The organism is Parabacteroides sp. FAFU027, from assembly GCF_022808675.1.
Taxonomy (GTDB): Bacteria; Bacteroidota; Bacteroidia; order Bacteroidales; family UBA7332; genus CAXXIC01.
Window position 1 is genome coordinate 25,317 of record NZ_JAKZKV010000001.1, and the last position, 17,068, is coordinate 42,384.

Annotated in this window: 13 protein-coding genes; 9 read left to right on the plus strand and 4 right to left on the minus strand. The window is 44.4% G+C overall.

The features are described from left to right. Positions 1-147 precede the first annotated feature (147 nt). From MLE17_RS00105 to MLE17_RS00140, 8 genes are all read left to right on the plus strand, one after another. Complete coding sequence (locus MLE17_RS00105; RefSeq protein ID WP_243345359.1) at positions 148-1,737, plus strand: thiamine pyrophosphate-dependent enzyme; 1,590 nt, start codon at positions 148-150, stop codon at positions 1,735-1,737. Between the two features lie 4 nt (positions 1,738-1,741). Continuing rightward, positions 1,742-2,326, plus strand: coding sequence for an indolepyruvate oxidoreductase subunit beta (locus tag MLE17_RS00110; RefSeq protein WP_243345360.1), 585 nt, complete (start codon positions 1,742-1,744; stop codon positions 2,324-2,326). An 88-nt stretch (positions 2,327-2,414) separates the two neighbouring features. Then, positions 2,415-3,710, plus strand: a complete 1,296-nt coding sequence (locus tag MLE17_RS00115; RefSeq protein WP_243345361.1) for a phenylacetate--CoA ligase family protein — start codon at positions 2,415-2,417, stop codon at positions 3,708-3,710. Positions 3,711-3,833: 123 nt separating this feature from the next. Continuing rightward, positions 3,834-4,259, plus strand: coding sequence for an ACT domain-containing protein (locus tag MLE17_RS00120; RefSeq protein ID WP_243345362.1), 426 nt, complete (start codon positions 3,834-3,836; stop codon positions 4,257-4,259). Between the two features lie 20 nt (positions 4,260-4,279). Then, on the plus strand, positions 4,280-4,750 hold the full coding sequence (locus MLE17_RS00125) for a PaaI family thioesterase (protein WP_243345363.1): 471 nt from the start codon (positions 4,280-4,282) through the stop codon (positions 4,748-4,750). Positions 4,751-4,767: 17 nt separating this feature from the next. Next, positions 4,768-5,967 (plus strand): PLP-dependent aminotransferase family protein, encoded by a 1,200-nt coding sequence (locus tag MLE17_RS00130; RefSeq protein ID WP_243345364.1) that lies wholly within the window; start codon positions 4,768-4,770, stop codon positions 5,965-5,967. A gap of 802 nt (positions 5,968-6,769) precedes the next feature. Then, positions 6,770-7,792 carry a class I fructose-bisphosphate aldolase gene (locus MLE17_RS00135; RefSeq protein ID WP_243345365.1) on the plus strand — a complete coding sequence of 341 codons (1,023 nt, stop codon included), beginning with the start codon at positions 6,770-6,772 and terminating at the stop codon, positions 7,790-7,792. A 145-nt stretch (positions 7,793-7,937) separates the two neighbouring features. Further along, on the plus strand, positions 7,938-8,798 hold the full coding sequence (locus MLE17_RS00140) for an SGNH/GDSL hydrolase family protein (RefSeq protein ID WP_243345366.1): 861 nt from the start codon (positions 7,938-7,940) through the stop codon (positions 8,796-8,798). Between the two features lie 71 nt (positions 8,799-8,869). On the opposite strand, the gene MLE17_RS00145 is transcribed toward MLE17_RS00140, so the two are convergent. After that, positions 8,870-12,436, minus strand: coding sequence for an autotransporter-associated beta strand repeat-containing protein (locus MLE17_RS00145; RefSeq protein WP_243345367.1), 3,567 nt, complete (start codon positions 12,434-12,436; stop codon positions 8,870-8,872). Positions 12,437-12,739: 303 nt separating this feature from the next. Between MLE17_RS00145 and MLE17_RS00150 the strand changes: the two genes are divergently transcribed. Continuing rightward, the gene (locus tag MLE17_RS00150) at positions 12,740-13,300 is read left to right on the plus strand and encodes a flavin reductase family protein (RefSeq protein WP_243345368.1); all 561 of its coding nucleotides are present in this window, start codon (positions 12,740-12,742) and stop codon (positions 13,298-13,300) included. Between the two features lie 103 nt (positions 13,301-13,403). Here MLE17_RS00150 and MLE17_RS00155 read toward each other — a convergent pair whose 3' ends face one another. From MLE17_RS00155 to MLE17_RS00165, 3 genes are all read right to left on the minus strand, one after another. Continuing rightward, positions 13,404-14,663, minus strand: coding sequence for a Y-family DNA polymerase (locus MLE17_RS00155; protein ID WP_243345369.1), 1,260 nt, complete (start codon positions 14,661-14,663; stop codon positions 13,404-13,406). Continuing rightward, complete coding sequence (locus MLE17_RS00160) at positions 14,663-15,109, minus strand: LexA family protein (RefSeq protein WP_243345370.1); 447 nt, start codon at positions 15,107-15,109, stop codon at positions 14,663-14,665. The genes MLE17_RS00155 and MLE17_RS00160 overlap by 1 nt, the downstream gene beginning before the upstream one ends. Positions 15,110-15,320: 211 nt before the next feature. Next, positions 15,321-16,961 (minus strand): diphosphate--fructose-6-phosphate 1-phosphotransferase, encoded by a 1,641-nt coding sequence (locus tag MLE17_RS00165; protein ID WP_243345371.1) that lies wholly within the window; start codon positions 16,959-16,961, stop codon positions 15,321-15,323. Positions 16,962-17,068 lie beyond the last annotated feature (107 nt).

Here is a 17,068-nt window from a genome sequence, read left to right on the forward strand (position 1 = left end):
AACGGGATATCATCGGCTGAATCAAACAAACATTTTTCATTGATGTTGGAAAACAGAAGAGCCGTTGATGAATTAATCAGATTATTTTCCGGTTTCTGTGAATAAAATATTACTTTCGCACGAAATTAACAGGACAAGATAATTAGCATGAAAGAACAACTTCTGTTGGGCGCAGAGGCAGTAGCCGTTGCCGCCATCGATGCCGGTATCTCCGGCGTTTATGCCTATCCGGGCACCCCTTCAACTGAGATCACAGAATATATACAGAAATCGAAAGAAGCGAGAGAGCGTAAAGTTCGTTGCCGTTGGTCTGCCAATGAAAAGACGGCCTACGAAGCTGCTTTGGGTATGTCGTATGCAGGCAAGCGCAGCATGGTGTGTATGAAGCACGTGGGACTGAATGTGGCTGCCGATGCATTTATCAACTCGGCCATTACCGGGATTAACGGCGGCATGGTAGTCGTTGTTGCCGATGACCCGTCGATGCACTCTTCACAAAACGAGCAGGATACCCGTGTGTATGGTAAATTTGCCTTCTTACCATTGATGGAGCCATCTAATCAACAGGAAGTTTACGAGTCGGTACAATATGCTTTCGAGATGTCTGAAACCGTTAAGCTTCCGGTATTGTTGCGCGTAACCACCCGTCTGTCGCACTCTCGCGCCATTGTAAAACGCACCGAAATAAAAGCACAGAATGCGCTTAATCCCGATACAGATAAGAGGAAATGGATTTTGCTTCCGGCTATTGCGCGGATGCGTTATTCCAACCTGTTAAGTGCGCAAAGTGAGCTGGTAAAACTATCCGAAAGTTCAAAATTCAACCGTGTGGTAGAAGGAACCGGCTCCAAAGGAGTGATTGCTTTCGGTATTGCCTTCAACTATGTGATGGAGGTGAAACAGACTCAGAATCTGGACATTCCGGTGCTAAAAGTGTCACAATATCCTTTGCCCGAAAAGCAAATCAAAGAATTTATTGATAAATACGACGAAATACTCATCGCTGAAGAGGGATATCCTGTGTATGAGGAGTTCCTGAGAGGATTCAGTGATAACAAAAAACTGAGAGGTCGTCTGGATGGAACGTTGCCACGAATGGGCGAACTTTCACCCGATGCCATGGCGAAAGCTCTTGGCGTGGCGGGTATTCAACCTAAAGCAATTCCATCAGTAGTGGTAAGCCGCCCACCGGAATTGTGTAAGGGCTGTAGCCACCGTGATTTATTCGAAGAGTTGAATGCGGTATTGAGCGGATATGAGCAGAAACACGTATTCGGTGATATCGGTTGTTACACCCTGGGCGCACTAAAGCCTTATGAAGCAATCAACACCTGCGTGGACATGGGCGCTTCTGTTACCATGGCCAAAGGTGCTGCTGATGCCGGATTGCACCCTGCCGTTGCTGTCATCGGCGACTCCACATTTACCCATTCGGGAATCACCGGTCTGCTGGATTGCGTGAATGATAAATCGGCGGTAACCATTATCATTTCCGATAACTCTACTACAGCGATGACCGGTGGTCAGGATTCTGCAGGTACCAACAAGCTATTTGACATCTGTAAAGGTATCGGGGTGGACGAAAAACATATCCGGACCTTGATTCCATTGAAAAGCAACCTGGAAGAAAATATCGCAGCACTGAAAGAAGAATTTGAATATCAGGGTGTGTCTGTTATTCTGGCTACACGGGAATGTGTGCAGGTAGCAGCTCGTAATAAAAAGGCTAAAAAATAAGACAATGATCAAGAATATCATCATAGCAGGTGTAGGAGGACAAGGTATCCTCACCATTGCATCCATTATAGATTTGGCAGCCATGCACAATGGTTTGTATGTAAAACAGGCAGAGGTTCACGGTATGAGCCAGCGCGGCGGTGAAGTGCAATCGCATTTACGCATCTCGAATCAGGAGATCTATTCAGACCTGATTCCTATGGGAAAAGCCGATTTGATTCTTTCCGTTGAACCGATGGAAGCATTGCGCTACCTCCCCTATTTATCTGAAACCGGAACAATCGTAACAGCAACCGAAGCATTTAAGAATATCCCCAACTATCCCGATGAAGCAGAACTGGCAAAAAGCATTGATCAAAGTGCCAAAACGCTGTTTGTGAACGCTCACAACCTGGCGGTGGAAGTAGGTAATCCCAAGTCATACAACATTGTAATGCTTGGAGCCGCTGCACCATTTATCGGCATTGATGCTCAACAAATAGAATGGGCTATCGGCCAACTATTCGGCGCAAAAGGAGAAGAAGTGGTAACACTGAATGTAGCTGCTTTCCATAAAGGGCTGGCATTAGCAAAAGAATTTATAAAGTAACCTTCAATATCGGGAAGAAGAAGGCCGGTATGCCATGAAAAAGACAATGTACTGACCTGTATAATCTCCCTTGCATAAATATTAACCTATGTACTGGAATGAATCAATCGAGTGCGCCGACCGCCAGACGCTCGTCGAAATTCAAAATGAGCGGTTTCTAAAAATGATCGAACGGATACAGAATGTTCCGTTTTACCGTAATAAGTTTAAAGAACTGGGCATCAACCCGGCCGATATTAAAAGTATCGACCAGTTGAAAGACCTGCCTTTTACCAACAAATATGACCTGCGCGACAACTATCCGTTCGGGTTGTTTGCCGTACCGCAAAGCGAGGTAGTCAGAGTACACGCATCAAGTGGTACGACTGGTCGCCCTACGGTGGTGGGCTACACACAGAACGACATCGATATGTGGCGTGAAGTGGTGGCTCGCTCATTGACCATGGCCGGCGTTTCTAAGAAAGACCTGATTCAGATTGCATACGGTTATGGTCTGTTTACCGGCGGGTTAGGCATTCATTACGGAGCTGAAACAGTAGGCGCTTCAGTAATTCCCATTTCAGGAGGAAATACGATGAAACAGTTGCAACTGATGGAAGACTTCGGCTCAACCGTTATTGCCTGTACCCCGTCTTATGCCGCTTTTTTGGGCGAGAGTATCGAAAAATCAGGCATTGACAAAGACAAAATAAAACTGAAAACCGGTGTTTTTGGGGCAGAGCCCTGGTCTGAAGAGTTACGGGATGTCATTCAGAAATCGTTAGGGATAAAAGCATTCAACATCTACGGACTAAGTGAAGTGATCGGCCCGGGGGTTTCTATGGAATGTGAATGCCAGTGCGGCAGCCACATCCACGAGGATCATTTCATCCCGGAAATCATTAATCCTGAGACCGGAGAAGTATTGCCTTACGGCGAAGTGGGCGAACTGGTATTTACCACCATCACGAAAGAGGCAATGCCTTTGCTGCGCTACCGTACCCGCGACCTGACCCGACTCTTTATTGATAAATGCGATTGTGGCCGCACCCTCGTGCGTATGGACCGCATCATGGGCCGTACCGACGATATGCTGATTATCCGTGGGGTGAATGTATTCCCAACTCAGGTGGAATCGGTATTGCTGGAGATGGAAGAGACCTCGCCAAACTATCAGTTGGTGGTTAAACGCGAAAACAACCTTGATACACTGGAAATTAAAGTCGAAGTGAACGAGCAGTTCTGGACCGATGAAATCAAAGTCATTGAAGGACTGAAGAAGAAGATTCATCACAATATCTCAAGCCTGCTGGGCCTTAGTGCAACAATCAAACTGGTGGAACCACACAGTATTGAGCGTTCGGAAGGAAAAGCCAAGCGGGTGATTGATAACCGAAATCTTTAAGTCAAATATTAGTCAGCAATGAAGTCGAAGGCATAGGAACATTTACTTGTAGATTGTTTTAAGTTTATGTAAATGCAAAATCTTGCCTTTGACTCAAGTTTAAACCATATAATCTGATAAGGTATGAAAATTCAACAACTCTCAGTTTTTCTGGAAGACAGAAAAGGTCGTTTGACTGAACTGACAAAAATATTGGCAGCCAACGATATAAACATTACAGCATTGAGCATTGCCGATGCTACGGATTATGGAATACTACGACTAATTGTAGGACGTCCCGAACTGGCTTATAAAGTACTGAAGGAACAGGGTTTTTCGGTAAATATCACCGAAGTGGCCTGTCTTATTGTACCTAACGAACCAGGCGGATTACATAAGGCTTTGAGTATTTTGTCGGACAATAATATCGATATTGATTACATGTACGCCTTTGCAAACAATGGAAAAGCCCAGGTGGTGATCCGTTCGGCGTCAACGGATGAGTTGATAAAGGTGTTGCAGGAACATAAGGTAGAGTTACTGAAAGCAAGCCAGATCTATCAGGTGTAAAGCAAATCACAGGCATCGTTATGTCAATGCTGGATAAGTTTAAAAGCTATTTCAAAAACGACCGGTTTGCTGCGCACAACGGCATTGAGCTGGTCGATTGCCGACCGGGATTTGCCAAAGTACAGGTGCTCATCCGGCCACATCATCTGAATGCAGCTCATGTGGTGCATGGCGGAATGATCTTTACCCTGGCTGATTTTGCTTGTGGTGCTGCTGCCAATGCTCATGGACTGGTAACCCTGTCAATCAGTTCGGCTATTTCAAATCTGGCCAAAGGGACTATTGGAAAACTTACTGCTGAAGCTATTGAGATTTCACGCAGCAATAAGCTTTGTACTTATGACGTCAATGTTTATGATGATTTCGAAACATTGATCGCCAACTTTAAGGGAACTTGCTACATTACCAAAGCTGAAATCGATTTTGATTCTCCTGTAAAGGAGAAGTCATTTCAGCCTACCAGTGCTGAAATAACACAAGAACGAGACTAAAATAATATTACAGATAAATGACACGATTTGCCAAAGGTGTCGCAAATCTGCGCTCTTCACAGATACGCGACCTGATGAGCCTGGCTACCAGACCAGGCATTATTTCATTTGCCGGGGGAATGCCGGGGAATGATCTTTTCCCGTTACAGGAACTGGATACCATTTACAACAATCTGACCGAAAAAGAGAAACAGGTAGCTATGCAATACGGCCCAACCTGTGGATTACCATCATTACTCGAATCGCTTGCCGCTTTTCTGGAAAAGAAAGGTCTGAAAGTCGGTGATAACCGATTGATGATTACCACCGGTTCGCTTCAGGCTATTAATATCCTGGCACATGCATTTGTGGATGAAGGAGATGACATCATTGTAGAAAACCCGAGCTTTATCGGAGCTATCTCAGCGTTCAAATCTTATCAGGCCAACATCATTAGTGTGCCCCTGAAAAGCGATGGGATCGATATCGAAGCCTTGCGTCAACAGCTGGATTCAATGCCTCGTAAGCCTAAATTCCTCTACATTACACCGAGCTTCCATAATCCTGCCGGGATTGTTTATTCGAAGGAAAACCGTAAGGCACTGATCGAACTGATGGAAGGACGCGATATTCCGGTGATTGAGGATGATGCGTACAGCGATCTTTATTTCTATGAAGAAGACAAAGAGCAGTTGAAAACCATTCAATCCATGGAACGCAAGGATCTGGATGTCTGTTTCACCGGATCATTTTCCAAAATTATCGGACCGGGACTGCGATTGGGCTGGATGCTTGTTCCGCAACACATCTACGAGAAATGCGAACTGATCAAACAGTCGATTGACGCCTGTTCACCAAGTTTCACTCAGGTGATTGCCGATAAATTCCTGCGTACCGACGTGATTCACAGCTACCTCGAAAGAGTACGCGAAGAGTATAAAAAGCGCGGACTGGCTATGATTGAATGCCTGAAGGCAAACTTACCTTCATACGTTACATTTGTGGAGCCACGCGGCGGATTCTACATCTGGCTGCAATTACCGGAAGGAACTGATGCTACCGAGATTCTCAAAAAAGCAATTGACAAAGGTGTGGTGTTTGTATCCGGGGTAACCTTCGATCCACACGAAACACGGAAAAATGCCATCCGGGTATCTTATTGTAACACAGCCGTTGATGTGATCCAGAAAGGAATACCGGTAGTTTGCGAAGCCATTAAAGAAGTTTGCGGACAATAATTGTAATCTCTTCAACCATCTGAATTAGGTTAAGTAAAATACGAAAGCCCGACTGGAACATTTTCCGGTCGGGCTTATTTATTGAATTTGAGTCATTCTCTTATTCGCAGTTTAAAGGATATTCATAGACGCCCTTCCTAACAATATAGCCTCCATTGGAATTATTATTCTTGTAAAAGATATGACCATTGGAACATCTGTAACAGCTAAAATTAAGTTTAGCTAAAGAACAATAGGCGTCGCAATTGTCACAGTTCTCCCCTTTTTCACTGAATAACATTACCCGGACTTGCTTTTTACAATCGGGACACTCCACGTCTAATACTCTAAATTGTTCAGATTCTGACTTTTTCATGATGAATGTATTAGTAAGTTTTAATTCTATCTAATAAAACCCATTACTCTGTTTATCCTTAAAAGACCATCGACCTACTCTTACAAAGATAAACATCTTTTTTGCTTTAAAGCACCGGATTCATAATAAATATGGTCTAAACTAGAACTCTCCTCTCCTTTCAGATAACTCTGTCACCTATAGTTTATCAGAACACAAGCCAGAGTATTAAATATCAATAATTTACGATGGTTTAGCAATACTCTTTTGAAGCAGTTTATAGCATCCGATTGTTATTATATATACTATTTCCTACACCTATATCGCGGATTTGCTCCCGGAATTCGCCGTAAAGGCCTTCTATTCTAAATAGAAATTTTGAAAGGCTCTACGAGGAACTCCGCCCTGTGATTTCGTTACATCTATATTTGCCCATCGAAATACAACAAATATCTGGAGGATAATAAGATGAAAAACTTTGAAAAACTGAACGAAACAGCCAGATTATTGGTAGCCGGGGATAAAGGCTTACTGGCTATGGATGAAAGCACATCAACCTGTAACAAACGCTTTGCAGCTCTTAACATTCCTCAGACATCGGAAATGCGCCGTATGTACAGGGAGATGCTGATTACCACTCCGGGATTGAATCAATGCATCAGCGGAGTAATATTGTACGATGAAACCTTACGGCAGCAACTCGATGACGGGCGCTCTTTTATTCAGGCAGTCAAAGACGCCGGACTTTTGCCGGGTATCAAGGTTGATGCCGGGTTGAAGGACTTTGCCGGACACCCGGGTGAAAAAATATGCGAAGGACTGGACGGGTTAGGCGAACGTCTAGCTGAATATGGTAAAATGGGTGCCCTTTTCAGTAAATGGCGTGCTGTAATTACCATTGGCGAAGGCATCCCCAGCCGCGCCCTGATAGAAGCCAACGCACACATACTGGCTAGATATGCGGCATTGAGTCAGGAAGCCGGACTTGTACCGATTGTAGAACCGGAAGTGCTCATGGACGGAGAACATACCCTCGAACGTTGCGGAGAAGTAACTGAAGAGATGATAAAGAATCTATTCTATCAGCTTCACATCCAGGGTGTATGTCTGGAAGCAATGTTGCTGAAGTGTAACATGGTTGTGCCGGGTCTTGCTTGTCCGGTTCAGAATCCGGTGGATGAAGTGGCCAATGCAACAATCAGGTGTATGTTGCGGGCTGTGCCGGCTGCTGTTCCGGGGATCGTCTTCCTTTCAGGCGGACAAACCAGCGAGCTGGCGTCTGCACGGCTAAATGCCATGAATGCAAAATACAAAAATCAGGTTCCATGGCAATTGTCATTTTCATATGCAAGAGCAATTCAACAACCGGGCATGTCTGTCTGGGCAGGAAATCCGGCAAACATTGAAGCTGCACAAAAGGCGATTTACCACCGGGCAATGTGTAACTATTCTGCCCGAAAAGGAGAATACAATGACGAGATGGAGAAATAGTTATTGGATGTAAGGTATTCTTATGCTCCTGAAATAACGGATACAACTAAGACATTAAGGCGCAAAGGTGTATTTATAAAAACGCCTTTGCGTTTTTGTTTTCAATAAAAACCTACTTTTGCACAAACAAAAACCACATCAATACATGAAGAAGACAATTGTAACTACCTGTGCGTTGTTACTGGCGACAGGTTTTGAAGGATCTGCCCAACAAGCAGTTCAGAAAATTACACCCAAAATAGAGGTGACAGCAGGTGAAAAAACGCTGCAAAGTCAATGGAAAGGCAAGCGGGTAGCTTTTCTGGGAGATTCGATGACCGACAAGCGCCGTGTAGGCACTACCTACCTGTACTGGGAGTACCTGACCGAATTATTAGGTATTGAGCCTTCTGTATATGGCATCAGCGGCAATCAGTGGGACGGTATTTACAAGCAGACACTGAAGCTGCATGACGAAAAAGGAGCTGCAGTGGATGCTATTCTGATTTTTGCCGGCACAAATGACTTTAATCATGGCATACCCATGGGCGAATTCTTCAGTGAAACCACAAAAAAGACCAATCACAATGGAAATCAGGTAACACGAAAATACCGCATACCAATCATGAATGACTCGACTTTTTGCGGTCGCATCAATAAAGTGATGTCATACTTAAAGACAACCTATCCTCAGCAACAGATTGTTATCATGACTCCCATTCACCGCGGTTACGCAAAGTTTAGCGAAAAGAATGTGCAACCTGATGAAAACTTCGCTAACGGACAGGGATTATATATCGACGCTTATGTGAATGCGCTGAAGCAGGCAGCCTCTTATTGGGCTGTTCCGTTGATTGATCTCTATTCACTCAGTGGACTCTATCCGATGTCAGATGCACATGCCCAATATTTCCACGATAAGGATACTGACATGTTACATCCCAATGCAGCAGGTGATTACAGGTTAGCAAAGACTATCCAGTATCAGTTACTGGCACTTCCCGCCTCTTTTGTTCAAAGCCGATAAAATAGAGTCTCCGTCATATAAAGAAGGGCAGAATCAGGAATGATCTGCCCTTTTTATTTAGGATGAAGCTGTTATTGCTTTACTACTTTCTGAAGCAACAAGGTTTTGGACCCCGTCTTAACACGGATTACATAAACGCCGCTTGCACAATCAGCCATATTGACCTTAACCCGGTCTGTGTTACTAATTGTTTTTTGGAAGACTACGGTACCATTGACTGATTCCAACGTCACAACTGCCTGATCATAGCTTTGACCGAGCAATACCTCTGCACTGGACTGTACCGGATTGGGATAAACTTTCACAGAAGAATTTTCTACACGATCAATGCCATTCGCCAGATCGACTTTAAGCACACCGTTGGAGAAAGTCCACTTCAGTCCTGCACCAGGTGTCTCCGGTATTATTTGGGAAAATGCACCGGAAAACGATGAGGCCGTCATAAGGGTGTACTGATCACCGGCCTGAGGTGTTCCGGTAATTGACAGGTTAAGCGTTCCTCCCAGGATAACTGCTCCCGTTGAAGCCACTTTATCATACTGGAACGAAGAACGGTTGATATCCATTTGCAACTCACTGCCACTTAACTGATTCAGCGAACCTACAGTAAGAGTTCCGATATTTGTTGCCGTAACCGAAGGATCTCCCGGTCGCAGTGTAGCGCCTGATTGCACCTCTACAGTTGCAGGAATAGTCCCTTTCCCCGCCAGTGATGCATCAGTCATCACGGTAACTTTTCCGGTTCCGGTTTGAGTGCCGTTTACGATCAATGTTCCACCGGTTACAGTAGTGGTCCCTGAGTAAATGTTGGCTCCTGTAAGCTTCCAGTAACCCTTTCCTTCTTTAACTATGGAAGTGATCCCTTTATAGCTTTTATTAGAACATTCATTATTGATGACCCCGTTGAATGTTTCGTCGGTACCGGCACCTCCGACCACCCAGGTCATAGTCGCCGAATTGTTTATCTTATCTGAACCGGCCAGATAAGTTCCACTTGGACCTGATAATCCGCCCAGATACATAGTGCTTGCATTTTTCCAACAGATAATTTTCGTGTTTCCGGAGGTTATGATACGCGCATTCGGAATTCCGACTGTATTATTGAGCATAAACTGGTTTCCATCGGTAGTAGTACCTGTTCCGTTTGCATAGACCGTTCCACTGAACTGAGTCCAGTCTCCCTGAACGTATTCACGCACATAAGTCAGGTTGAAGTTAAGATTACCATTTCCGCTGAATTTACTGTAGATATAGCAATTACGGAAAGGTTCAAATGACGAGGTGCAACCCGCCGGCACTATGAAATTGCTGTAATAGTTTTCGTAAACGGTGGTAGAACCTCCGCTGGTCTTCAAATATCCACCATTAAGGATGTATGATTTATCGGCAGAAAAAGCATTATTGATCGCATCTGCGCCATTAATTTCAAGCATACCTTCGCTTACGGTCGTTGTACCTTCATAAGTATTTAGTCCTTTGAGCAATAAACTACCGGTTCCGGTTTTCGTGATTCCGCCTGAGCCATTAATAATCCCGGTTGAAGTCAAAACCACGCCAGAAGCGCTTACTCCTATTCCGGCATTTCCTTCGAGCTTAATATTCCGGTCAGTCGATGCTGAAGCTCCGATATAGTTAAGTTTTCCCCCTTTAAGCACCAGATTGAAATCGTAATTTTTGGAGGCTCCGATTGAACTCGCCACGCCGCCATTGGCCAAAGTAGGCACATTCAGGGTTCCGTTATAAAGGACAGTGGCACCTGTATAGGTATTGATGGTTCTGAGAGTAAGTGCCCCAACGCCTGTTTTATTGAGAGAGCCCGTTCCTGTGATAGCTCCGTTTCCTCTAAAGGTAAAGCTACTGTCGGCATTTACAACCATAGCCTTTATACCTACCGCATCGTTCAACGTGATGTTTTTGACTGAAGAATTGGTAAACAGCACTTTAGAACTATCTGTAAATACTACCGGAAGATTGTTTGAAATCCAATTGGCAGAAGTCTTATCCCACAAGGCGCTATTCGCTCCGCTCCAAGTCATATCCGGAATATAGGTTGCCAAATCGAGCACCGGAACGGGAACTGGTTTCGTTTTGAAAACCAATTCATTGGAATAACCGGAATATCCTCCCGCATTGAAAGCTCTTACACGGACAGTATCTTTTTCTTCGGGATTCAGTCCGGTCAGGACAAACGTATTTTCATTCACCCCTGTGCGGGCAATCTCAGTGTAGATTCCGTTTACTTTTCGTTCGACACTATATCCCTGTTCTTTCTCCGTAAAATCAAACCAGGATAAAAAGGCACTATTCTGGGTAACAGAATCAGTTACAAGGCACAAAGGAGCCCGCAGGAAATCCTGTGAATAGGATTTTCCGATGCTGTTGATATAATTCTCGATATTCAGATATCCGTTTGATGCATACGCCACCGCATCGGATGCAAGGTTGGAATTCAGACCGTTTGCAATCTCCCAGGCATCAGGAATCCCATCGTTGTCAGTATCGGCACGTTTTGTTCCAGACCACATATTCCATTGAGCAGGTGATCCCACCGGATTTTCAGTTTCGTTGGTGATAATTTCGCCTTTCTTTCCGAATGATTTAACCTGATCCACCACATAGCAATCAATTAAGTCACGATAGGGCAAGGAAGCCCCAACTGAAGGTAAAAGCGAATCAATCAATGAGATAGCCGGCCATATCGGCAAAAGAGGGTAAGCATAAGGTAAAGCCTGGAAATCCGGGCCACCGCTATACTCTGAATGGGGAACGAGATACCCGTTTAGCAAACCATCGCGATCTTTATCCCACCAGTTATCATCGGCATAGATATGAAAGTTTGAATTAGCACCACTCAATGCCGGCACCGATTTTTCCGGACCATTGATAAAATAATTACTCATGCAGTTGGCATAAGATTGTCCTTCTGACTCTCCCCCCATCAGATAAGCACCCGATGACCAGTTGTAAACAATATTATTTACATACTGATTGACTCCTTTGATTTTGTTGTTGCGGGTATCATTATCAACATAAAGATTTCTGTAAAGAGTCACTCCTCCGTCTGTCTGGATCAGTCCTCCGGCTGAATGGCTCAACAAACCCTGCGCAATCACGGAATTCTGGATTGTCACATTACTTGCAGTTCCGTTTATTGAAAATGTTTCGTCACGCCCCCACGATACAGATACGTGGTCAAAAATAAGATTACTACCGGTCTCAAAACCACAGGCATCTTTGCCGCTGTCACCGATGGCTCCCATTCGGATGCGCAGATAGCGGCAAATAGTATTATTGGCACCGGTAAAAGAGAATCCGTTGCCATAAATGGTAATACCTTCACCCGGAGCAGTCTGTCCGGCAATGTAAATGTTGGATGAAACCACGATCCGGCTGGTTATCTTAATCACACCGGCCACATCAAATACGACAATGCGGTTTGATGCGCTCACGGCATCGCGAAAAGACCCTGTGCCCGTGTCATTGAGGTTGGTAACGTGATAAACTGTTGGAGAGGTAGAAGCTCTCGCTCCTTTTGCATATTTTCCAAAGCCTTCTGCTCCGGGAAATGCAATTAATTGTGCGGCCGAATTGGCATAGGATAAGCATACTACCGCACCCAGTAGAAGTAATTTTCTCATGATTAGATTTATAAAAGATAGGTTCAGTCAAAAATAGACATATTAACAATACCGGTAAGTTTGTTTTTTGATTCAAAAAGTGTAGAATCTGATATTCTGCTTAGGTTCAATCCTTATGAAAGGGAAAAGATAGACCGTTTTTGGATAAATTCAGAAGGAAAAATCAAAAAGGCTTTTTCTGGTAGAAACAGATTGTTTCAATCAACAATGCAACAATTTGAAGTAAATGTATGTTGTTTTTTATGCGGCTGTATTCGTCAGCCGACCTAAAATAACCTAATCCATCACCTTTAAAACAGTATTATGCAAAGCATTGACAATCTCTATCTGGAAGCGACTCACATGCTTATTGAGCCGGGTCCCGTTGTTTTGGTAACAACACATCATCGCGGAAAGTCAAACATCATGACATTAAGTTCACTGATCATGCTGCAACAAAATCCCCCGTTTTTGCTGGGATTGGTATTGGGGCCCTGGAATTACAGTTATAAAGCATTATACAAAACCGGGGAGTGCGTGATTTCCATCCCTACACAAGAGATGGCTTCGAAGGTCGTAAATATTGGAAACTGTTCGGGAGAAGATGAGGATAAATTCAGTAAATTCAACCTTACCCCCTTGCCCGCACTTAAGGTTGGAGCGCCCCTGATTGCCGAATGTTTTGCCAATATCGAATGTAAGGTAACGGACAACACACTGGTGGGTAAATACAGTTTCTTCATTCTGCAATCAGTCAATGTCTGGACTGATCCCGAACATAAAGAACGACGCACATTGCACCATAACGGCGATGGGACTTTTGTTGTTGACGGGGAAATCCTGGACCTGAAAGATAAAATGGTCAAATGGCCGGAATATTTATAAATCAATCCAAATAAGTAACGACGTTGAGATTTTCAACACCGTTACTTATTTTATCTGTCGGGAAAACAAAAACTTCTATTCGGCAAAATGCAACGCTTCTACATCAAACCTTAATGGTAATAATTTCATCAAGATTGGTACTATATCGTGGAGAAAGTCTCTCCTGGTGCATCTTCCAGACACGTCCGGTATCTTGCACCGCCAGACGAATCTTCTGGTATCCGAAGGAGGCGTTGATGTGGTCAATCGCCTTCATCAACGGGGCATGTTTAGGATTAGCCTTTTCAAAAATAGTCAGTTGCTGTGCCTGGTCACCGGTAAAGTCCATAAGGATTACACCGGCTCTCTTGTAGGCGAACCCTTCACGGAAAATCTGTTTCAACCCTATTTCGGCAAACTTTACCAGGTCAATAGTGGAGTTTGTTGCGTATGGCAGTTTTACCACCACATTTTGTTTATATTGCGGTAAATCATCGCGGTGTCCGTTCGTGTAGATAAAGACCATCAGACTCTTACAACAAGAGCCCTGTTTACGAAGCTTCTCGGCGCACGACACGGCAAAGCTGGCCACACGTTCGCGCACCAGTTCATAATCGGCATAATTGCCGTCAAAGGTGCGTGTGGTAGCAATGTTCTTCCGGGACTGTACCTCTTCAAGCTGCAACATGGGAATACCAAGCAGCTCTTTCTTCAGCCGAAGCCCCACCACACTCATGTGCCTCCTCACCCAACTGTCATCCAGGTAGGTAAACTGGAAAGCGGTGAAAATATTCTTCTCCTGAAGACGGCGGGCATGACGGCGTCCTATTCCCCAGACATCTTCAATTCTGAGCCATTTAAGCGCCTTCACGCGTTTCTCTTCATCATCAATCATATAGACGCCACCGGTACGCTCAGGGAACTTCTTAGCAATGCGATTCGCTACTTTGGCAAGCGCTTTGGTCGGTGCAAAACCGATACTGATGGGGATTCCGGTCCATTGCTCCACCTGTTTTTTCATCTTCTCTCCTAACTGCTGAAAATCAAAGAGATCATAGCCGTTAAACTCAAGAAATGCTTCATCGATACTGTATATCTCCATGTCGGGAGTATAGGTACTGAGAATACTCATCACCCGACCGCTCATATCGCCATAAAGAGCAAAATTGGAGGAAAAGACATTCACCTTGCGCTTATCAAAAAGAGGCTGATACTGAAATGCAGGTGCCCCCATCGGGACTCCCAGCGCTTTAGCTTCATTACTTCGTGCAATAACACATCCATCGTTGTTGGATAGAACAACAACAGGTTTCCCTGCCAGGTCTGGACGAAAAACCCGCTCGCAGGAGGCAAAAAAATTATTGCAATCAATAAGGGCAAACATCAGAGCGACTTGATTATATGTGTTACCACTCCCCAGATGCGGAGATCGTTGTCTTTGGTAATAACAATGGGCTTATAGTTTTTATTGGCAGGCATCAGCCACACCTCGTCTTTTTCAATCTTAATCCGTTTCAGGGTAAATTCCCCGTCCACAAAACAGACCGCAATCTTACCGTCCGTTGGTTCAATGCTTTTGTCGATAATCAGCAAATCCCCGTCATCAATGCCTGCGTCTTTCATCGAAAGCCCCTTTACCCGCCCAAAGAAGGTCGCGGAAGGATGTTTAATCAGGTGACGGTTCAGGTCAATGCTGATATCTACGAAATCGGCTGCCGGAGAGGGAAATCCGGCGCTGATTCCCGGAAGTAAAGGCAGCTCCAACTCCGTAGCGGTTTGAGCCGAATAGATATCCAGATGTGCTGAATCGTGTAATTTTAAAGCGGACATAGTTTGAGAATTGTAATTGGCAAACGGATTATTTTTTTACAGAGTAAAGATAGTGCAAAACCGACAAAACGGTATGTCAATTAATGTTGTCCAAACTTAAGCGGCTATGAGGCAAGCCTCTTTTCCGGATAAAGATACACTACTAACAAAAACAGGCTGCCTCAAATGAATGAAGCAGCCTGAAATATTATGCTTGGTTGAATTCAGCTTATTAAGCTTTTTCCAATTGCAAAGTTTTAGTCGGTTGATCGCAAACCTCGGTTGGACCGAAGTACTGGATCGGGCCCGGATAAACGTAGTCAGTGTTAACTGCCCATGCATCACGGTTTTCAACCAGTTTCTTAAACGGTGCACCATCCAGTTTCACCAAAGCTTTCTGGATAACCGGTTTCATTTCTCCGTGACGACGTTCCATGTTCATCATCATGGTTACAGGCACACCACCTGCAATCCACTCAGCTGCAGGAGCAGTAGTGTTGCGGATAGATGACATATAACCGGTTTTGCCTGCACCGATCAGGTTAGCAGCATTGTAACCTAATGAGTAGCAATAGTCTGCATCGAAGTTAGAAGGAGCTGCACAACGTCCTTCGTATCCGAAGAAGTGACCCAGAGCAGCGAATTTACCGTTGTATTTACCTTCAGCTTTCCATTGAGCCAGTTTTTTGCCAACCATTTCGCTCAACAATTTCTCAGTTTCGATCAATGAAACCTGTACGTTACCGTGCGGGTCACGATCCAAAGTCAACTGACGGGCAACGCCTTCGGGAAGAGAAGCGTAAACTTCAGCATTTTCTTTAGAAATATTGTCGATGATGAATTGACGTTGCTCAGCAGCAGGAACTGCTTTGAATGCCTCTTCATGGTGTGCAAGATAGTCGTTCAATTCTGCGATCAGTTTTTTGATAGCAGGGATGAATTCGATCAAACCTTCAGGAATCAATACAGTACCGAAGTTATTTCCGTTTTCAGCACGTTTAGCAACAGCGCTTGCGATTTCGGTAACTACGTCATCCAAAGTCAATTGTTTAGCTTCAACTTCTTCTGAAACCAAACAGATATTAGGCTGAGTCTGAAGACCACACTCCAATGCGATGTGAGAAGCAGAACGACCCATCAGTTTGATGAAGTGCCAGTATTTACGGGCTGAGTTACAGTCACGCTGGATGTTACCGATAACTTCAGAGTAAACTTTACAAGCAGTATCGAAACCGAAAGAAGTCTCGATCATTTCGTTTTTCAAGTCACCGTCGATAGTTTTAGGACAACCGATTACCTGAACGCCAGCGTTAATTGCAGCGTAGTATTCAGCTAAAACACAAGCATTTGTGTTAGAGTCGTCACCACCGATAATAACCAAAGCTTTGATGCCCAACTCTTTCAGGATTACCAATCCTTTGTCGAATTGCGCAGTCTCTTCGAGTTTGGTACGACCAGAACCGATGATATCGAAACCACCTGTATTGCGGTATTCATCGATGATATCAGCAGTCAGTTCCATATATTTGTGATCAACCAAACCACCAGGACCCATCAGGAAACCGAACAAACGGCTGTCTTTGTTCAGGCTTTTGATACCGTCAAAGATACCGGCGATCACGTTGTGACCACCAGGAGCCTGGCCACCGGAAAGGATAACCCCTACGTTTACAGCAGGAAGTTCTTTCGCTTCACCCGGTACGAATGTCAACAGAGGCATTCCGTAAGTATTCGGGAAAAGTTTAGCGATGTCTGCTTGGTCTGCTACTGACTGAGTAGCTGCACCTTCCTGGATTTTTACTGCTCCCTGAAGAGCTTTAGGCAACTTAGGTTGGTAAGCTGCACGTGCGATTTGTAATGCACTTTTTGCCATTGAATTAATGTTTTATAGTGTTAGTGTAGATGTTACTCTATAATCCCTTAAAAAAACAGCACAAATGTCGTGTTTTTTTCGGAAACCCACAAACAGAAACACGAACT